This is a genomic window from Rhizobium sp. P1_E6, from assembly GCF_056405875.1.
The window spans coordinates 59836-75129 of record NZ_JBFUBG010000003.1 but is presented as its reverse complement, the minus strand read 5'-3'; the positions used below and the strand labels follow the sequence as shown (position 1 = coordinate 75129).

The following is a 15294-nucleotide window of genomic DNA, read 5'->3' as shown; positions in this document are numbered from 1 at the left end:
AAGGAACCTGACATGGCGAAGACAAGCGCAGTTGAAAAGAACAAGCGCCGCCGTACTACGGTCGCAAACCAGGCCAGCAAGCGTGCTGCCCTGAAGGCGATCATCATGAACCAGGCTCTTCCGATCGAAGAGCGGTTCAAGGCCTCGATCAAGCTGGCATCCCTGCCGCGCGACGGATCGAAGACCCGCATTCGCAACCGTTGCGAAGTGTCCGGTCGTCCGCGCGCTTATTACCGTAAACTGCGTATGTCGCGTATCGCGCTACGTGAACTGGGCAATCTCGGCAAGGTGCCGGGCATCGTCAAGTCGAGCTGGTAAGGAGCAGGTTAGATGACAATGACTGATCCGTTGGGCGATATGCTCACCCGTATCCGTAACGGTGCTTCGCGTCGCAAGTCGTCGGTTTCGACGCCTGCTTCCAGGCTCCGTGCACGTGTTCTCGATGTCCTCCAGTCCGAAGGCTACATCCGTGGCTACTCCGTCGTCGATTTCGGCAACGGCAAGTCGGAACTGAACATCGAACTGAAGTACTATGAAGGCGCATCGGTGATCCGTGAGATCGGCCGTGTGTCCAAGCCGGGCCGCCGGGTTTATGTCTCGGTCAAGTCCATTCCGCAGGTCGCGAACGGCCTCGGCATCACCATCCTTTCGACTCCGAAGGGTGTGATGGCCGATCACCAGGCTCGCGAACAGAACGTTGGTGGCGAGGTTCTCTGCTCGGTCTTCTAAGACTGCGCAGGGTCTCCATAGCGAACAGACAGGATTGAAACATGTCTCGTATCGGTAAGAAGCCCGTTCAGGTACCTGCTGGGATCACGGCTACGGTCGATGGCCAGAAGGTTACTGCGAAGGGCCCGAAGGGCGAGCTGTTCTTCGTCGCAAACGACGAAATCAGCCTCAAGCTTGAAAACAATGCGGTCGTCGTAACGCCGCTCAGCCAGACGAAGGATGCTCGTTCGAAGTGGGGCATGTCCCGCACGATGATCGAAAACATCTTCAAGGGCGTCAAGGACGGCTACGAGCGCAAGCTCGAAATCAACGGCGTTGGTTACCGTGCCTCCCTGCAGGGCAAGAACCTGCAGCTGGCTCTCGGTTTCAGCCACGACGTGGTCTACGAACCGCCGCAGGGCATCACGATCGCTGTACCGAAGCCGACGGAAATTATCGTCACCGGCATCAACAAGCAGCAGGTCGGCCAGGTCGCCGCCGAGATCCGCGAATACCGCGGTCCGGAGCCCTACAAGGGCAAGGGCGTCAAGTATGCCGAAGAGCGGATTGTCCGCAAAGAAGGCAAGAAGAAGTAAGGATCACGCGAAATGGCTAGCAGGAAAGAAGCACTTGCACGTCGTGCCAACCGCGTGCGCCGTCATCTCAAGTCGGTGGCCAATGGCCGTCCGCGCCTGTCGGTTCATCGCTCCTCGAAGAACATCTACGCTCAGGTCATCGACGATGTTGCCGGCAAGACTCTTGCCGCTGCATCGACCCTCGACAAGGATCTGCGCGGTTCTCTGAAGACCGGTGCCGACACAGCAGCAGCAGCCCTCGTCGGCAAGCTCGTTGCTGAGCGCGCCTCCAAGGCAGGTGTCACTGAGGTCGTTTTCGACCGTGGCGCCTTCATCTATCACGGCCGCATCAAGGCCCTGGCAGATGCAGCCCGCGAAAGCGGCCTGACCTTCTAATCAGTTTCCGGCCGAAGGCTTTTTAAGCCTCGGCCGGATTTCACCGGACCGCAAACCGTTCCCTTGAGGAAGACGATGCGGTCCTCGTTTTGTTTGCCGATTGCACCCGGAAAAGAAAAAGGAAGAGGACAATGGCACAGGAAAGAAGGCCGCAGCGGGAAGACCGCCAGAGCCGCGAAGAGCGCGATAGCGAATTCGTCGACAAGCTTGTCGCGATCAACCGCGTCGCCAAGGTCGTCAAGGGCGGCCGTCGTTTTGGTTTCGCAGCACTCGTCGTCGTTGGCGACCAGAAGGGCCGCGTCGGCTTCGGCCATGGCAAGGCACGTGAAGTGCCGGAAGCCATCCGCAAGGCAACCGAAGCCGCCAAGCGCGAGCTGATCTTCGTACCGCTGCGTGACGGCCGTACGCTGCATCACGACGTCCATGGCCGTCATGGCGCCGGCAAGGTTCTGCTGCGCTCGGCCAAGGTTGGTACCGGTATCATCGCCGGTGGTCCGATGCGCGCCGTTTTCGAAACGCTCGGCGTCCACGACGTCGTCGCCAAGTCGACCGGTTCGTCGAACCCTTACAACATGGTTCGCGCCACCTTCGACGCTCTGAAGCACCAGGTTCACCCGAAGGACATCGCAGCCCAGCGCGGCATCAAGTATGCTACGCTCCAGGCTCGCCGTGCCGCTTCCGGCAACGCCTCTGAAGAATAAGAGGAGCTGACCAATGGCCAAGGCTACCAAGAAGGCTGAAGCGAAGACTGTTACGATCGAACAGGTCGGCAGCCCGATTCGCCGTCCGGACGTCCAGCAGCGTACGCTGATCGGTCTCGGACTGAACAAGATGCACCGCCGCCGCACGCTGGAAGACACTCCAGCCGTTCGTGGCATGATCCGTGCAGTCCAGCATCTCGTTCGCGTCGTCGACGAGAAGTGAGTCCGGAGTAAAGCTCATGAAACTCAATGAAATCAAGGATAACGAAGGCTCTACCCATAGCCGCAAGCGCCTCGGCCGCGGTATCGGCTCGGGCTCCGGTAAGACCGGTGGTCGTGGTGTAAAGGGTCAGAAGTCCCGTTCGGGCGTTGCCATCAACGGCTTCGAAGGCGGTCAGATGCCCATCTACCGTCGCCTGCCGAAGCGTGGCTTCACCAACATCTTCGCAGCCGACTACGTTGTCGTATCGCTCGCACGCATCCAGGCTGCCGTCGATGCCGGCAAGCTGGACGCGAAGGCAACGATCGATGCGGCTGCTCTGAAGGCTGCCGGCGTCATCCGTCGCCCGAAGGACGGCGTTCGCGTTCTGTCCGATGGCGAGCTCAAGGCTAAGGTCACGCTCGAAGTTGCAGGCGCTTCCAAGTCTGCCGTCGAGAAGATCGAAAAGGCCGGCGGCAAGATAACGCTTCTTTCTGCCGCAGCGGCAGAATAATAAACACATGATATATCGCCCGGGGTGCTTCACACCGGGCGATTTTGCTCCCATATGTGAGCCTCATTAAACCTGCTTGGACGCGGCTCGCGTCGGTGCGGTAAGACTGAAAACAAGGGTGAGGCACAGGGTTGCGCCAGCAATCCGTCCAAGGCCCGGTTTTTAAAAGAAATTCATACTGATTCCGGTGCCGGCCAATTCGAGAGCGCCGGAATTGGTAGCGCGGAGAATCGCATGGCTTCTGCAGCGGAACAACTGGCCTCAAACCTCAACTTTTCGACCTTCGCCAAGGCCGAGGATCTTAAGAAGCGCCTGTGGTTCACACTGGCAGCTCTCCTCGTCTACCGGCTGGGCACCCATATTCCGCTTCCAGGCCTTAATCCGCAGGCCTACGCCCAGGCATTCCAGGGTCAGGCCGGCGGCATTCTTGGTCTCTTCAACATGTTCTCGGGCGGCGCGGTGCAGCGCATGGCGATCTTCGCGCTCGGCATCATGCCCTACATCTCCGCTTCGATCATCGTGCAGCTCATGACCTCGGTCGTGCCGGCGCTCGAAAATCTGAAGAAGGAAGGCGAGCAGGGCCGCAAGATCATCAACCAGTACACCCGCTATGGCACGGTCATCCTCGGCGCGCTGCAGGCCTACGGCATTGCTGTCGGTCTCGAGAGCGGCAACGGCCTTGTTGTCGATCCGGGTTGGTTCTTCAAAATTTCGACCGTCCTGACTCTGCTCGGCGGCACCATGTTCCTGATGTGGCTCGGTGAACAGATCACCTCGCGCGGCATCGGCAACGGTATTTCGCTTATCATTTTCGCAGGAATTGCAGCCGGTCTTCCGACCGCTCTTGCCGGCACGTTGGAACTCGGCCGTACCGGTGCGCTGTCGACGAGCCTCATTCTGCTCGTCATCGTTGTCGCGATCGCGGTCATCGCCGTCATCGTCTTCGTCGAGCGTGCGCAGCGCCGTCTGCTGATCCAATATCCGAAGCGCCAGGTCGGCAACCGGATGTTCCAGGGCGATACCTCGCACCTGCCGCTGAAACTGAACACTTCGGGCGTCATCCCGGCAATCTTTGCGTCCTCGTTGCTGCTTTTGCCCGCGACGATCGCAGGTTTTGCCGCCACGACAGCGATGCCTGCCTGGGCCACCTCTATCGTTGCTGCCCTCGGCCATGGCCAGCCGCTTTATATGCTGCTCTATGCGGGCCTCATCGCCTTCTTCGCCTTCTTCTACACGGCCATTGTCTTCAATCCGAAGGATACGGCCGACAATCTGAAGAAACATGGCGGCTTCATCCCCGGCATTCGTCCGGGTGACCGCACCGCTGAGTATATCGACTATGTGCTGACCCGTATCACGGTGATCGGCGCTATCTATCTCGTCTTCGTCTGCATCCTCCCCGAGATTCTGGTGTCGCAAACCGGCATTCCATTAGCCCTTGGTGGGACTTCGCTTTTGATCGTGGTTAGCGTAACTCTTGATACGGTGGCGCAGATCCAGGGCCATCTGATCGCACAGCAGTACGAAGGCCTGATCAAGAAATCGAAGTTGCGTGGAGGAAAGAGGGGGCGATGAGACTTATACTTTTGGGGCCGCCGGGCGCGGGTAAGGGGACCCAGGCCCAGCGGATCGTGGAAAAGCACGGCATTCCGCAGCTTTCCACGGGTGACATGTTGCGCGCCGCCGTTCAGGCCGGTACTGAAGTCGGCAAGCGCGCCAAGGCTGTCATGGACGCCGGAAATCTTGTCTCGGACGAGATCGTCAACGCCATCGTCTCTGAGCGAATCGATCAGCCCGATTGCGCCAATGGCTTCATCCTCGACGGTTTCCCTCGCACGCTCGTGCAGGCGGATGCGACAGAGGTGATGCTCAAGGCCAAGGGCATGGACCTTTCGGTCGTCATCGAATTTCGTGTGGACGACAAGGAGTTGGTCCGCCGCGTGGCTGGCCGCTATTCCTGCGCTCAGTGCGGCACGGTCTATCACGACACGGACAAGGTCCCGGTCAAGGAAGGGGTTTGCGACAAGTGCGGTTCTACCCACTTCAAGCGTCGTCCCGACGACAATGCCGAGACCATGACCAAGCGCCTCGAGGTCTACTACAAGGAAACCTCGCCGCTGATCGGCTACTATTACGCCAAGGGCAAACTCACGTCCGTGGACGGCATGGCCGAGATCGATCAGGTTACGGCCGAAATCGAAGGCATCCTTTCCAAGCTTTAAAGCTTTGAAAATAAACTTCGCGGGAGCGGTTGCTTTTTTGCACTGATTCCGTTAAACCGCGCCAACTCGCGACATTCCCTGCGATCGGCGCGGATTTCCCGAAGGAAATCCGGGTTCGGTCGTTTTGCGATGTTACGAACCCGAATTTGAACGAGCGGCCTTTGGCTGCATAACGAAGCCCTATTGCCGGATGGCAACTGGAATGCAAGGAGAACAGGCGTGGCACGTATCGCTGGCGTCAACATCCCGACTGCAAAGCGCGTTGTCATCGCGCTGACCTATATTCACGGGATCGGACAGAAATTCGCGCAGGAAATCGTCGAGAAGGTCGGTATTCCGGCTGATCGCCGTGTTCATCAGCTCACGGATGCTGAAGTTCTTCAGATCCGTGAAACCATTGACCGTGACTATCAGGTCGAGGGTGATCTTCGTCGTGAAACCTCGATGAACATCAAGCGCTTGATGGATCTCGGCTGCTACCGCGGCCTGCGTCACCGTCGTGGCCTTCCGGTCCGCGGTCAGCGCACGCACACCAATGCTCGCACCCGCAAGGGTCCGGCAAAGGCGATCGCTGGTAAGAAGAAGTAATTTCCGGGAAACCGGAGTGGGGAGGCTGGCGGTCTGCGCCGGCCTCTTTTGAGTTTGGAGCGGGGCCGTACAGGTGCCGTTCCGGTGTAGCCGCTGGGATTACGGCGGTGAAGAGATCAACGAAAGGAATACCATGGCTAAGGAAGCCGTCCGCGTTCGCCGTCGCGAGCGCAAGAACATCTCGTCGGGTGTCGCTCACGTCAACTCGACCTTCAACAACACGATGATCACGATCACTGACGCGCAGGGCAATGCAATTGCCTGGTCGTCTGCTGGCGCCAAGGGCTTCAAGGGCTCGCGCAAGTCGACCCCGTTTGCTGCTCAGATCGCTGCCGAAGACTGCGCCAAGAAGGCCCAGGAACACGGCATGAAGTCGCTGGAAGTCGAAGTCTGCGGTCCGGGTTCCGGCCGTGAATCGGCTCTGCGCGCGCTCCAGGCTGCCGGTTTCATGATTACGTCCATTCGCGACGTGACCCCGATCCCGCACAATGGCTGCCGTCCGCGCAAGAAGCGCCGCGTCTGATCATCGCTATCGTCACCGGTGAGCGCCTCAGCGCTCCCGGTGGTTTTCAAGCTCGGTTGTCACGATTGGATAGTGGCAACGAACGGAAGGCAAAATCATGATTCAGAAGAACTGGCAGGAACTGATCAAGCCGAACAAGGTGGAGTTCTCTTCGAGCTCGCGCACCAAGGCGACTCTCGTTGCAGAGCCGCTTGAGCGTGGCTTCGGCCTCACCCTCGGCAACGCGCTGCGTCGCGTTCTGCTCTCCTCTTTGCGCGGTGCCGCTGTTACGGCCGTGCAGATCGATGGCGTGCTGCATGAGTTCTCGTCGATCCCGGGCGTTCGCGAGGACGTTACGGACATCGTACTCAACATCAAGGAAATCGCCATCAAGATGGATGGCGACGATGCCAAGCGCATGGTTGTGCGCAAGCAGGGTCCGGGTGTTGTAACGGCTGGCGACATCCAGACGGTCGGCGATATCGAAATCCTCAACCCCGAGCATGTGATCTGCACGCTCGACGAGGGTGCCGAAATCCGCATGGAGTTCACCGTCAACAACGGCAAGGGCTACGTCCCGGCTGAGCGCAATCGTGCGGAAGATGCTCCGATCGGTCTTATCCCGGTCGACAGCCTCTACTCGCCGGTCAAGAAGGTGTCCTACAAGGTTGAAAACACCCGCGAAGGACAGGTTCTCGACTACGACAAGCTGACCATGTCCATCGAAACCGATGGCTCTATCTCCGGCGAAGATGCCGTCGCTTTCGCGGCTCGCATCCTGCAGGACCAGCTTGGCGTCTTCGTCAACTTCGACGAACCGCAGAAGGAAACCGAGGAAGAGGCAGTCACCGAACTGGCCTTCAACCCGGCACTCCTCAAGAAGGTGGACGAACTCGAGCTGTCCGTTCGTTCGGCAAACTGCCTGAAGAACGACAATATCGTCTACATCGGCGACCTCATTCAGAAGACCGAAGCAGAAATGCTCCGCACCCCGAACTTTGGTCGCAAGTCGCTTAACGAGATCAAGGAAGTTCTCGCTTCCATGGGCCTGCACCTCGGCATGGAAGTGCCTGCATGGCCGCCCGAGAACATCGAAGATCTCGCCAAGCGCTACGAAGACCAGTATTAAGAAACAAAAAAGGCAGGCTTTTTACGGCTGCCTTTCCCCGTCAAACAGCAGGCCTATCGCCTGCATGTGCCAGGAAACGGCAGGCCCAGTTAGCGTAAGGGCACCTGCATTAAAGGAGAATAGCAATGCGCCATGGTAAAGCCGGCCGCAAGCTGAATAGAACTGCAAGCCACCGCAAGGCGATGTTCGCCAACATGGCGGCTTCGCTCATCACCCACGAGCAGATCGTCACGACCCTGCCGAAGGCCAAGGAAATCCGTCCGATCGTCGAGAAGCTCGTCACCCTCGGCAAGCGCGGCGACCTGCACGCTCGTCGTCAGGCGATCTCGCAGATCAAGGACGCTGTCGTCGTCAACAAGCTGTTCGACACGATCGCCTCGCGCTACGCAACCCGCAATGGCGGCTACCTGCGTATCATGAAGGCCGGCTTCCGCCAGGGCGACAACGCTGCTCTCGCCGTCATCGAATTCGTTGACCGCGACACCTATGCAAAGGGTGCAGCCGACAAGGCTCGCGTCGCTGCTGAAGAGCAGTCTGTCGCTGCCTAACATTTTCCGCTTACGGGAACAGGAAAGCCGGGCTTTGCCCGGCTTTTTGCGTTTGTGCGTTTGAGCCCGCTTCTGTTCAAGCTTTGACAAGCGGTTGATTGATCATGGCTTCGATATTGTCGCCATCGGGATCGAGGATAAAGCAGGCATAATAATCGGGCGCGTAGTCCGGGCGCGGGCCAGGTGCGCCATTGTCCCGCGCGCCGGCTGCAAGAGCGCCTTGATAGAACGACTCGACCTCCGCCTGTTGCCGGCTCGAAAGGCGACGTGGACGCGCGTCAAAGGCGGGGTGCTATCGGCCTGCTGGATTTCGAACAGGCAGCCATTGCCTATATCGAAGGCCCAGAACACTTTCTCCTTCAATGTGTATCCCAAAGGCGCGAAGGCGCTTTGGTAAAAGAGCCTGCTCTTTGTGAGATCGCTTACAGAGACGGGATATGGTCAATCAAGCTTGGCGCTCCCTATGAGTTGACAGGAATGGCGAGATAAAAGCCGGTCCGGCGTTCGCTCCGCACATATCCTGGTTCTCTGCCCGTTTTCGGAAATTCATTCAGGCACGTGGATCTTGTGTTTGATATGCTTGAGGTTCGCAACGATCGTAAAGGTCATGATCACCAGCAGACACCACGAAGTCCATTTGCCGATATGCACGGTCGACCACGCGCCGATCTGGTTTGGATAGCGCCACACGCCGAAGAAGGTGCTGATATTCTCTGCGAGCCAGATGAAGAAGCCGATCAGGACGAAGGCGAGAAGCAGGGGCATCTTGCGGTCTTGATCATAGGGCCTGAAGATGACCGTGGTGCGCGCATAAAGACCGAGCGTGCAGGCGGCGATGTACCAGCGGTAATCGCCGATATAGTGGTGGGTGAAGAAGTTGACGTAGATCGCCAATGCCATGAATCCTGCCATCCAATAGGATGGATGGTGTCTGACGCGCAGATCAAACAGGCGCCAGGCCTGGATGACATAGCTGCCGACGGCCGCATACATGAAGCCGGAAAACAGCGGAACACCAAAGAGCTTCGTATAGGCGAAATCCGGATAGCTCCACGACTGGATGCTGCCGGACGTCTTGAAGGCCTCCAGTGCAAAACCGACCACATGGAAGACCGAGATCGCCTTCAACTCATCGATAGTTTCGAGTTTTGCCCAGACCATCCCGGCCTGGATTACAACAGCGATGAGCAGCAGCAGATCGTAGCGCGGGATACCGATGATGCCTGCACGCGGAACCAGGAAGACCGACAGAAAAAACAGGCCTGCGAAGAGGCAGGCCCGAGCCTCCTTGACGCCGAAATAGAAGAATTCGACAACGAAGCGTTCGATGCCATTGCGTGGAAGATCGGCCGGCCGGTCGATCAGATGCTTGTCCAGTAGGGGGAGTAATCCTTGAAGCGCGGCGACTTTCGGCATGTTCTTGCGAGTGATCCCAGACTCGTTTCGAAGTATCGGGAAGCTATCAGGCTCGACTACGCTGGGATAGCGACGGCTTGATAATTTGCTGCTTCGCGGTTAGGCCGTCCAAATCAGTCGAGAGGATGGTGGTCAATTGCAATTGTGCAGAGTGGTTCAAGGCGCGCAGTTCCAGCGCCTCGCGGCCCTACTCCTGATCATCATTTTTGGTTTGATGCTTCGGCGGTTCGGCTATTCCGTCGGGCTGCCCTTCGTCGTCGTCAAGTATGGCGGATCGCTGCTTTGGGGATCGATGGTGTATTTCCTGTTGGCATCTGCTGTTGCAGGTTTCGTCACAAAAGTTCGCCCCCCGGGAATTGCCGCCATGGCAACGGTTGTCGCCATTTGCGTCGAACTGTTTCGGCTCTATCACTCGCCCTGGCTTGATGCCTTTCGACTGACGACCGCAGGCGCCTTATTGCTGGGACGGGTATTCTCGCTCTGGAATATCCTGGCATACGCTATCGGGATCGCGGCCGCGTATGCGCTTGATCCAGTGCATAGAAAATCATCACCTTCGCGGCCTTAAAGCGGACCTTTACGAAGCCGATGACGCCACGGCGCGGGCGCGGCTTGATCGTCCTTGACCCTTTTTCCTGCTCCGCCCGATTGGCTTGTAGGAGCGGTAGAGGATCAGCGCGATGACCAGGCCAACGTAGATATACTGCTCGAGATCGAGGATTTTCGTCGACAGCGCAAAGTGCAGCGCTGCTGAGGCCGCGATGATATAGATGAGGCGGTGCAGCCAGATCCAGTTCTTGCCGAGCCTGCGGATCGAGAAATTGTTGGATGTGACGGCGAGCGGCACGAGCATCGCAAGGGCACCCATGCCAAACATGATGAAGGGACGCTTCAGCACATCGTCGATGACGGCAGCGATATCAAGCGCCTGGTCGAGCACCATATAGACGGTGAAATGCATCAGAGCATAGTAGAAGGTCAGAAGGCCGAGCGCCCGGCGGTAACGCAGATAGTTCCAGCCGAGGAGATCGCGGGCAGGGGTAACTGCCAGTGTCAGGATGAGGAAGCGGATGGTCCATATGCCGAGGAAAAGCTCGAAGGTCTTCACCGGATCGGCGCCGAGCTGATCCGTCGCGCCGAGATAGAAAGTCCAGGCGGCGGGCATAAGCCCGACGACATAGAGCAGCCAGACGGAAGCCGGCTGCCAGCGCTTCGGAATGGCGAACGAAAAAGCCGCCATCAGAAATTCGCCTTTAGATCCATGCCGGAATAGAGGCTGGCCACGTCATCGGCATAGCCGTTGAAGGGCAGGGTGGGGTGGCGGCTGGCGCCGAAGAAACCGCTTTCGCCGATGCGCCGCTCTGTCGCCTGGCTCCAGCGCGGGTGATCAACCGCTGGATTGACGTTGGCGTAGAAGCCGTATTCCTGCGGGTTGGTGACCTGCCAGGTATTCTTCGGCTGCTGATCGGTGAGCGTGATGCGCACGATCGACTTGATGCCCTTGAAACCGTATTTCCACGGCACGACGAGGCGAACCGGGGCGCCGTTCTGGTTCGGCAACGTCTCGCCATAGAGCCCGACGGCAAGCAGCGTCAGCGGATGGCGAGCCTCGTCTATGCGAAGGCCCTCGACATAGGGCCAGGCCAGTGACTGGAAGAAGCCGGCCTGACCGGGCATTTCCTCCGGCCGCACGATGGTCTCGAAGGCGACATATTTGGCGCTGCCCTGCGGCTCCACCTTGTCGAGAAGTGAAGCAAGCGGAAAGCCGTCCCACGGAATGACCATCGACCAGGCTTCCACGCAGCGCATGCGGTAGGTGCGGTCCTCGATCGGGAATTCCTTCATCAGCGTCTCGATGTCGAAGGTGCCGGGTTTGTTGACCATGCCATCGACCTTGATCGTCCAGGGCAGCGGCTTGAACTTACCGGAAAGTGCAGCCGGATCGCCTTTGTCGAGGCCGAATTCATAGAAGTTGTTATAAGTGGTGACGTCCTTGATCGGCGTCAGCTTTTCGTCGACCGTATAATTGCTCTTGATAGTCGAAAGTGCCGCAGCGCTCGCCTTGCCAGCGCCATAGAGCGCCATGGCGCCGAGCGTCGCCGCGCCGAGAAACTCCCGGCGCTTCAGGTAAACCTCGCGCGGTGTGATTTCCGAGGAGCGGATTTTGGGCGGACGATAGCTTGGCATATCGAATTCCTCTTGGGCGGGGCGGCCCTTGTGAATCTTTAAACGCAAATTGCGCGTTTCGGATCAGTGTGTATGCCCTGAATATTAGCGGCGAAAAGCCAATTTTTTGTGTTCGTCCGTGATGGAATAGTCCGTAACAAAAGAGCCCTTGCATCCGTATATGCTTGATGGTGCCCGTACCGCTTTGGGCATTCCCGGTAGTGACAGCTTGGGCCGATTGGATTAGGACAATTCCAAAAAGCAGCGACTGCCCGGCCTTCGCAAATCCTTTGCCGCCTCGCATCGCCAGACCATTCCTGGATATTGAGGAAGACACCGATGCCAGCTTATCGTTCCAGAACCACGACCCACGGCCGCAACATGGCAGGCGCGCGCGGCCTTTGGCGCGCCACGGGCATGAAGGATTCGGATTTCGGCAAGCCGATTATCGCGGTGGTGAACTCCTTCACTCAGTTCGTGCCCGGCCACGTTCATCTCAAGGATCTCGGCCAGCTCGTCGCTCGCGAAATCGAAGCGGCCGGCGGTGTCGCCAAGGAGTTCAACACCATCGCTGTCGATGATGGCATCGCCATGGGCCATGACGGCATGCTCTATTCGCTGCCTTCGCGCGAACTGATAGCCGACAGCGTGGAATACATGGTCAATGCGCACTGCGCCGATGCCATGGTGTGCATTTCGAACTGCGACAAGATCACCCCCGGCATGCTGATGGCGTCGCTGCGCCTCAACATACCCACTGTCTTTGTTTCCGGTGGCCCGATGGAAGCCGGCAAGGTCGTCCTGCATGGCAAGACCCACGCACTCGACCTCGTCGACGCCATGGTTGCTGCTGCCGATGACAAGATCTCAGACGAAGACGTCCAAGTCATCGAACGTTCGGCCTGTCCGACCTGCGGTTCATGCTCCGGCATGTTTACCGCAAACTCCATGAACTGCCTGACGGAAGCCCTCGGCCTGTCGCTGCCCGGCAACGGCTCGACACTCGCCACCCACGCCGATCGCAAGCGTCTCTTCGTTGAAGCCGGCCACCTGATCGTCGACCTCGCCCGCCGTTATTATGAGCAGGAAGATGAAAAGACCCTGCCACGTGTCATCGCCTCGAAGCAGGCGTTTGAGAATGCCATGACGCTTGATATTGCCATGGGCGGCTCCACCAACACCGTTCTGCACATTCTGGCGGCTGCCCATGAAGGCGAGGTGGATTTCACCATGGCCGACATCGATGCGCTGTCGCGCCGCGTTCCCTGCCTTTCCAAGGTCGCACCTGCCAAGTCCGACGTGCACATGGAAGACGTTCACCGCGCAGGCGGCATCATGTCGATCTTGGGCGAGCTCGATAAGGGTGGCCTGCTCAATCGTGACTGCCCGACGGTTCATGCCGAAACGCTCGGCGATGCGATCGATCGTTGGGATATCACGCGCACCACCAGCGATACTGTGCGCAACTTCTACCGTGCGGCACCGGGCGGTATCCCGACACAGGTCGCCTTCAGCCAGGAAGCTCGCTGGGACGAGCTTGATACCGACCGTGTCGGCGGCGTCATTCGCTCGGTCGAGCATCCCTTCTCCAAGGATGGCGGCCTTGCTGTCCTCAAGGGTAATCTGGCGGTCGATGGCTGCATCGTGAAGACTGCCGGTGTCGATGAATCGATCCTGAAATTCTCTGGCCCGGCCCGCGTTTTCGAAAGCCAGGATGCTTCCGTCAAGGCGATCCTCGCCAATGAGGTCAAGGCCGGCGATGTCGTTGTGATCCGCTACGAAGGCCCCAAGGGCGGCCCCGGCATGCAGGAAATGCTCTATCCGACGAGTTATCTGAAGTCGAAGGGCCTCGGCAAGGCGTGTGCGCTGATCACCGACGGCCGGTTCTCCGGCGGCACCTCCGGTCTTTCGATCGGCCATGCTTCGCCGGAAGCGGCAAACGGCGGCACGATCGGCTTGGTGCGCGAAGGCGACATGATCGACATCGACATTCCGAACCGGACGATCAGCCTGCGCGTCGGTGACGAGGAACTTGCCGCCCGTCGCGCCGAGCAGGATCAGAAGGGCTGGCATCCGGCCGAGCCGCGCAAGCGCAATGTTTCGACTGCGCTCAAGGCTTATGCGGCCTTTGCAACCAGCGCCGACCGTGGTGCGGTTCGCGACCTGAACGCGCGCTGAGCGAACAACCTCTCAAACTGAAGATCCACTGATTAAACGTCAGTGGGTCTTTTCATGTTCAGAGATGCCGCGTTTCTGCAGGCACAGTCCACCAGCTATTGTTCCTGCCATCATAATATTGCAACGGCGCCTCGGCGAGTTCGGCAGGGTCGAGATCGTCAAGGCAGGCGAGATTGATTGACACATAGGCGCCACCCATCGCCTCGATATAACCGTCGCCATAAGCCGGTACTCCGCAATTGGCACAGAAGCGGTGATGACCGGAGAAAGTGCCGAACTGGTAATCGCTGATGCCAGTTTCCTCGCACAGCAGGCGAAAGTCCTCTGGCTTGATATTGGTGCCCCAATAGCGGAGCTTCCAGCAGATCGAGCAATTACACTTTCCCGTCCCGGCCTGAAGGTCGATATCGGCCTCGTAGCGGATCCGGCCGCAGTGACAGCTTCCGTGATAGGTATTCTTCATATGCTCCTCCTTGCGTATCGCATTGTAGTATGACAACATATTGTCATTATCGATGTATGACAATATGTTGTCAAGATGACAAAAAAACGTACGCCCGATGGCGATGCCTTTGCTGCACTTTCCATAGCGGTGCTCCGCTTCTCGGCCCATTTGCAGGCTGTGGGCGACGCGCTTGCCAAACCCGCCGGGCAGACGAGCGCGCGCTGGCAGGTGCTTGCCGCAGCCGATCATGCGCCCATGTCGGTTGCCGATGCCGCGCGTGCGCTCGGCCTTGCGCGCCAGGGAGTGCAGCGCATTGCCGATCTGCTGGAAGGCGAGGGGTTGATTGCCTACCGCGCCAATCCTGTCCATCAGCGTGCCAAGCTGATGGAACTGACCGAGGCGGGGAAGAGGGCGCTTGCCGATATCTCCGGCCGCCAAGCCGTCTGGGCAAACGAACACGGCGCGACTTACGGCGAAGAACGGGTACGTCAGGCGGCCAGTCTCATCAACGAGATGATTGCCGATTTCCAGGGTCAGAGCACACCGGACTGAATGTCTTTAGAGTGGACGATTGATGTTCTTGTAGGTTTCGTCCATCTGCTTCAACCGCTCCTGATAGGCAGCGCCAATGCAGGCGGCATCCGGACCACAGGCCTGCCGCTTCTTCAGCCACGCGGTCTGCTCGTCCTGCAGCGTACCGCGTGCGCCCATGGCCAGCAGGCCGGACAGCAGCTCGAAGGTGGTCACCATCTTAACATCGGCGTCGTTGAGCGACCGGTCCTCGCAGATCACTTTCTCATCCGGCAGCAACTCCTTTGCATCGCAGTTGAAGCTTGCCGCCTGCGCACCGTGTGGCGCGAGCGATAAGAGAGTGGCGCAAAGCGTCGCTGATAGAATGGCTGTCTTCATGATCTTTCCCTGCTTCGTGGACACGATATTCGGTCTGCAGGAAGATGATGCAGGTTCGGTTTATGGCAAGGACGAAACCCCGCCTTCCAGCCCGATAC

At 58.7% G+C, this 15294-nt stretch carries 21 protein-coding genes and 1 pseudogene; 16 read left to right on the top strand and 6 right to left on the bottom strand.

Annotated features, from left to right (window positions below; translation table 11 throughout):
- The first annotated feature begins 12 nt into the window (after positions 1–12).
- From rpsN to rplQ, 13 genes are all read left to right on the top strand, one after another.
- Positions 13–318 (top strand): 30S ribosomal protein S14, encoded by a 306-nt coding sequence (gene rpsN / locus AC1D35_RS03050; RefSeq protein ID WP_113297889.1) that lies wholly within the window; start codon positions 13–15, stop codon positions 316–318.
- Between the two features lie 12 nt (positions 319–330).
- On the top strand, positions 331–729 hold the full coding sequence (rpsH, locus tag AC1D35_RS03045; protein ID WP_113297888.1) for a 30S ribosomal protein S8: 399 nt from the start codon (positions 331–333) through the stop codon (positions 727–729).
- A 41-nt stretch (positions 730–770) separates the two neighbouring features.
- Complete coding sequence (rplF, locus tag AC1D35_RS03040) at positions 771–1304, top strand: 50S ribosomal protein L6 (protein WP_113297887.1); 534 nt, start codon at positions 771–773, stop codon at positions 1302–1304.
- 12 nt (positions 1305–1316) lie between these two features.
- Complete coding sequence (gene rplR / locus AC1D35_RS03035; RefSeq protein ID WP_113297886.1) at positions 1317–1679, top strand: 50S ribosomal protein L18; 363 nt, start codon at positions 1317–1319, stop codon at positions 1677–1679.
- 131 nt (positions 1680–1810) lie between these two features.
- On the top strand, positions 1811–2380 hold the full coding sequence (gene rpsE / locus AC1D35_RS03030) for a 30S ribosomal protein S5 (RefSeq protein WP_007812885.1): 570 nt from the start codon (positions 1811–1813) through the stop codon (positions 2378–2380).
- A 13-nt stretch (positions 2381–2393) separates the two neighbouring features.
- On the top strand, positions 2394–2603 hold the full coding sequence (rpmD, locus tag AC1D35_RS03025) for a 50S ribosomal protein L30 (protein WP_113297885.1): 210 nt from the start codon (positions 2394–2396) through the stop codon (positions 2601–2603).
- A 16-nt stretch (positions 2604–2619) separates the two neighbouring features.
- A complete protein-coding gene (gene rplO, locus AC1D35_RS03020; protein WP_113309267.1) occupies positions 2620–3093 on the top strand; it encodes a 50S ribosomal protein L15 in 474 nt (157 codons plus the stop codon).
- Between the two features lie 234 nt (positions 3094–3327).
- Positions 3328–4668, top strand: a complete 1341-nt coding sequence (gene secY / locus AC1D35_RS03015; protein ID WP_113297883.1) for a preprotein translocase subunit SecY — start codon at positions 3328–3330, stop codon at positions 4666–4668.
- Entirely contained in the window at positions 4665–5315 is a 651-nt protein-coding gene (locus AC1D35_RS03010) for an adenylate kinase (protein WP_113297882.1), read from the top strand. Before secY ends, AC1D35_RS03010 begins: the two co-directional genes overlap by 4 nt.
- A gap of 219 nt (positions 5316–5534) precedes the next feature.
- Positions 5535–5903 carry a 30S ribosomal protein S13 gene (gene rpsM / locus AC1D35_RS03005; RefSeq protein WP_113297881.1) on the top strand — a complete coding sequence of 123 codons (369 nt, stop codon included), beginning with the start codon at positions 5535–5537 and terminating at the stop codon, positions 5901–5903.
- A gap of 133 nt (positions 5904–6036) precedes the next feature.
- The gene (gene rpsK, locus AC1D35_RS03000) at positions 6037–6426 is read left to right on the top strand and encodes a 30S ribosomal protein S11 (RefSeq protein ID WP_003547577.1); all 390 of its coding nucleotides are present in this window, start codon (positions 6037–6039) and stop codon (positions 6424–6426) included.
- Between the two features lie 97 nt (positions 6427–6523).
- Positions 6524–7534: a DNA-directed RNA polymerase subunit alpha gene (locus tag AC1D35_RS02995; protein ID WP_007812895.1), complete on the top strand. Its 1011-nt coding sequence runs from the start codon at positions 6524–6526 to the stop codon at positions 7532–7534.
- A 125-nt stretch (positions 7535–7659) separates the two neighbouring features.
- Positions 7660–8082, top strand: coding sequence for a 50S ribosomal protein L17 (gene rplQ, locus AC1D35_RS02990; RefSeq protein ID WP_007812897.1), 423 nt, complete (start codon positions 7660–7662; stop codon positions 8080–8082).
- 76 nt (positions 8083–8158) lie between these two features.
- Here the strand turns inward: rplQ and AC1D35_RS02985 are convergent.
- Both AC1D35_RS02985 and AC1D35_RS02980 read right to left on the bottom strand, forming a co-directional pair.
- Positions 8159–8531 (bottom strand): annotated as a pseudogene (locus AC1D35_RS02985) (VOC family protein).
- Positions 8532–8628: 97 nt separating this feature from the next.
- The gene (locus tag AC1D35_RS02980; protein ID WP_113309266.1) at positions 8629–9498 is read right to left on the bottom strand and encodes a DUF817 domain-containing protein; all 870 of its coding nucleotides are present in this window, start codon (positions 9496–9498) and stop codon (positions 8629–8631) included.
- Between the two features lie 142 nt (positions 9499–9640).
- Here AC1D35_RS02980 and AC1D35_RS02975 point away from each other — a divergent pair, with 142 nt between their 5' ends.
- Positions 9641–10066 (top strand): ribosomal maturation YjgA family protein, encoded by a 426-nt coding sequence (locus AC1D35_RS02975; RefSeq protein ID WP_477837183.1) that lies wholly within the window; start codon positions 9641–9643, stop codon positions 10064–10066.
- Positions 10067–10075: 9 nt separating this feature from the next.
- Here the strand turns inward: AC1D35_RS02975 and msrQ are convergent, their stop codons facing one another.
- Entirely contained in the window at positions 10076–10738 is a 663-nt protein-coding gene (gene msrQ / locus AC1D35_RS02970) for a protein-methionine-sulfoxide reductase heme-binding subunit MsrQ (RefSeq protein WP_113297877.1), read from the bottom strand.
- On the bottom strand, positions 10738–11685 hold the full coding sequence (gene msrP, locus AC1D35_RS02965) for a protein-methionine-sulfoxide reductase catalytic subunit MsrP (RefSeq protein ID WP_113309265.1): 948 nt from the start codon (positions 11683–11685) through the stop codon (positions 10738–10740). The genes msrQ and msrP overlap by 1 nt, the downstream gene beginning before the upstream one ends.
- 318 nt (positions 11686–12003) lie before the next feature.
- Here msrP and ilvD point away from each other — a divergent pair, with 318 nt between their 5' ends.
- On the top strand, positions 12004–13842 hold the full coding sequence (gene ilvD / locus AC1D35_RS02960; protein WP_113297875.1) for a dihydroxy-acid dehydratase: 1839 nt from the start codon (positions 12004–12006) through the stop codon (positions 13840–13842).
- Between the two features lie 58 nt (positions 13843–13900).
- Here ilvD and AC1D35_RS02955 read toward each other — a convergent pair whose 3' ends face one another.
- Positions 13901–14305 (bottom strand): GFA family protein, encoded by a 405-nt coding sequence (locus tag AC1D35_RS02955; protein ID WP_477938217.1) that lies wholly within the window; start codon positions 14303–14305, stop codon positions 13901–13903.
- 75 nt (positions 14306–14380) lie between these two features.
- Here AC1D35_RS02955 and AC1D35_RS02950 point away from each other — a divergent pair, with 75 nt between their 5' ends.
- Positions 14381–14839 (top strand): MarR family winged helix-turn-helix transcriptional regulator, encoded by a 459-nt coding sequence (locus tag AC1D35_RS02950; protein WP_113309263.1) that lies wholly within the window; start codon positions 14381–14383, stop codon positions 14837–14839.
- A gap of 6 nt (positions 14840–14845) precedes the next feature.
- Here AC1D35_RS02950 and AC1D35_RS02945 read toward each other — a convergent pair whose 3' ends face one another.
- Entirely contained in the window at positions 14846–15196 is a 351-nt protein-coding gene (locus AC1D35_RS02945) for a lysozyme inhibitor LprI family protein (RefSeq protein ID WP_113309262.1), read from the bottom strand.
- Positions 15197–15294 lie beyond the last annotated feature (98 nt).

Coding starts and splice junctions, on each gene's coding strand:
- AC1D35_RS02980 (WP_113309266.1), bottom strand. CDS start 9,498: ATGCCGAAAGTCGCCGCGCTTCAAGGATTACTCCCCCTACTGGACAAG.
- rpsK (WP_003547577.1), top strand. CDS start 6,037: ATGGCTAAGGAAGCCGTCCGCGTTCGCCGTCGCGAGCGCAAGAACATC.
- msrP (WP_113309265.1), bottom strand. CDS start 11,685: ATGCCAAGCTATCGTCCGCCCAAAATCCGCTCCTCGGAAATCACACCG.
- rpmD (WP_113297885.1), top strand. CDS start 2,394: ATGGCCAAGGCTACCAAGAAGGCTGAAGCGAAGACTGTTACGATCGAA.
- AC1D35_RS02950 (WP_113309263.1), top strand. CDS start 14,381: ATGACAAAAAAACGTACGCCCGATGGCGATGCCTTTGCTGCACTTTCC.
- AC1D35_RS02995 (WP_007812895.1), top strand. CDS start 6,524: ATGATTCAGAAGAACTGGCAGGAACTGATCAAGCCGAACAAGGTGGAG.
- rpsE (WP_007812885.1), top strand. CDS start 1,811: ATGGCACAGGAAAGAAGGCCGCAGCGGGAAGACCGCCAGAGCCGCGAA.
- rplO (WP_113309267.1), top strand. CDS start 2,620: ATGAAACTCAATGAAATCAAGGATAACGAAGGCTCTACCCATAGCCGC.
- msrQ (WP_113297877.1), bottom strand. CDS start 10,738: ATGGCGGCTTTTTCGTTCGCCATTCCGAAGCGCTGGCAGCCGGCTTCC.
- rpsH (WP_113297888.1), top strand. CDS start 331: ATGACAATGACTGATCCGTTGGGCGATATGCTCACCCGTATCCGTAAC.
- secY (WP_113297883.1), top strand. CDS start 3,328: ATGGCTTCTGCAGCGGAACAACTGGCCTCAAACCTCAACTTTTCGACC.
- ilvD (WP_113297875.1), top strand. CDS start 12,004: ATGCCAGCTTATCGTTCCAGAACCACGACCCACGGCCGCAACATGGCA.
- rpsN (WP_113297889.1), top strand. CDS start 13: ATGGCGAAGACAAGCGCAGTTGAAAAGAACAAGCGCCGCCGTACTACG.
- AC1D35_RS03010 (WP_113297882.1), top strand. CDS start 4,665: ATGAGACTTATACTTTTGGGGCCGCCGGGCGCGGGTAAGGGGACCCAG.
- rplR (WP_113297886.1), top strand. CDS start 1,317: ATGGCTAGCAGGAAAGAAGCACTTGCACGTCGTGCCAACCGCGTGCGC.
- rplF (WP_113297887.1), top strand. CDS start 771: ATGTCTCGTATCGGTAAGAAGCCCGTTCAGGTACCTGCTGGGATCACG.
- rplQ (WP_007812897.1), top strand. CDS start 7,660: ATGCGCCATGGTAAAGCCGGCCGCAAGCTGAATAGAACTGCAAGCCAC.
- AC1D35_RS02955 (WP_477938217.1), bottom strand. CDS start 14,305: ATGAAGAATACCTATCACGGAAGCTGTCACTGCGGCCGGATCCGCTAC.
- AC1D35_RS02945 (WP_113309262.1), bottom strand. CDS start 15,196: ATGAAGACAGCCATTCTATCAGCGACGCTTTGCGCCACTCTCTTATCG.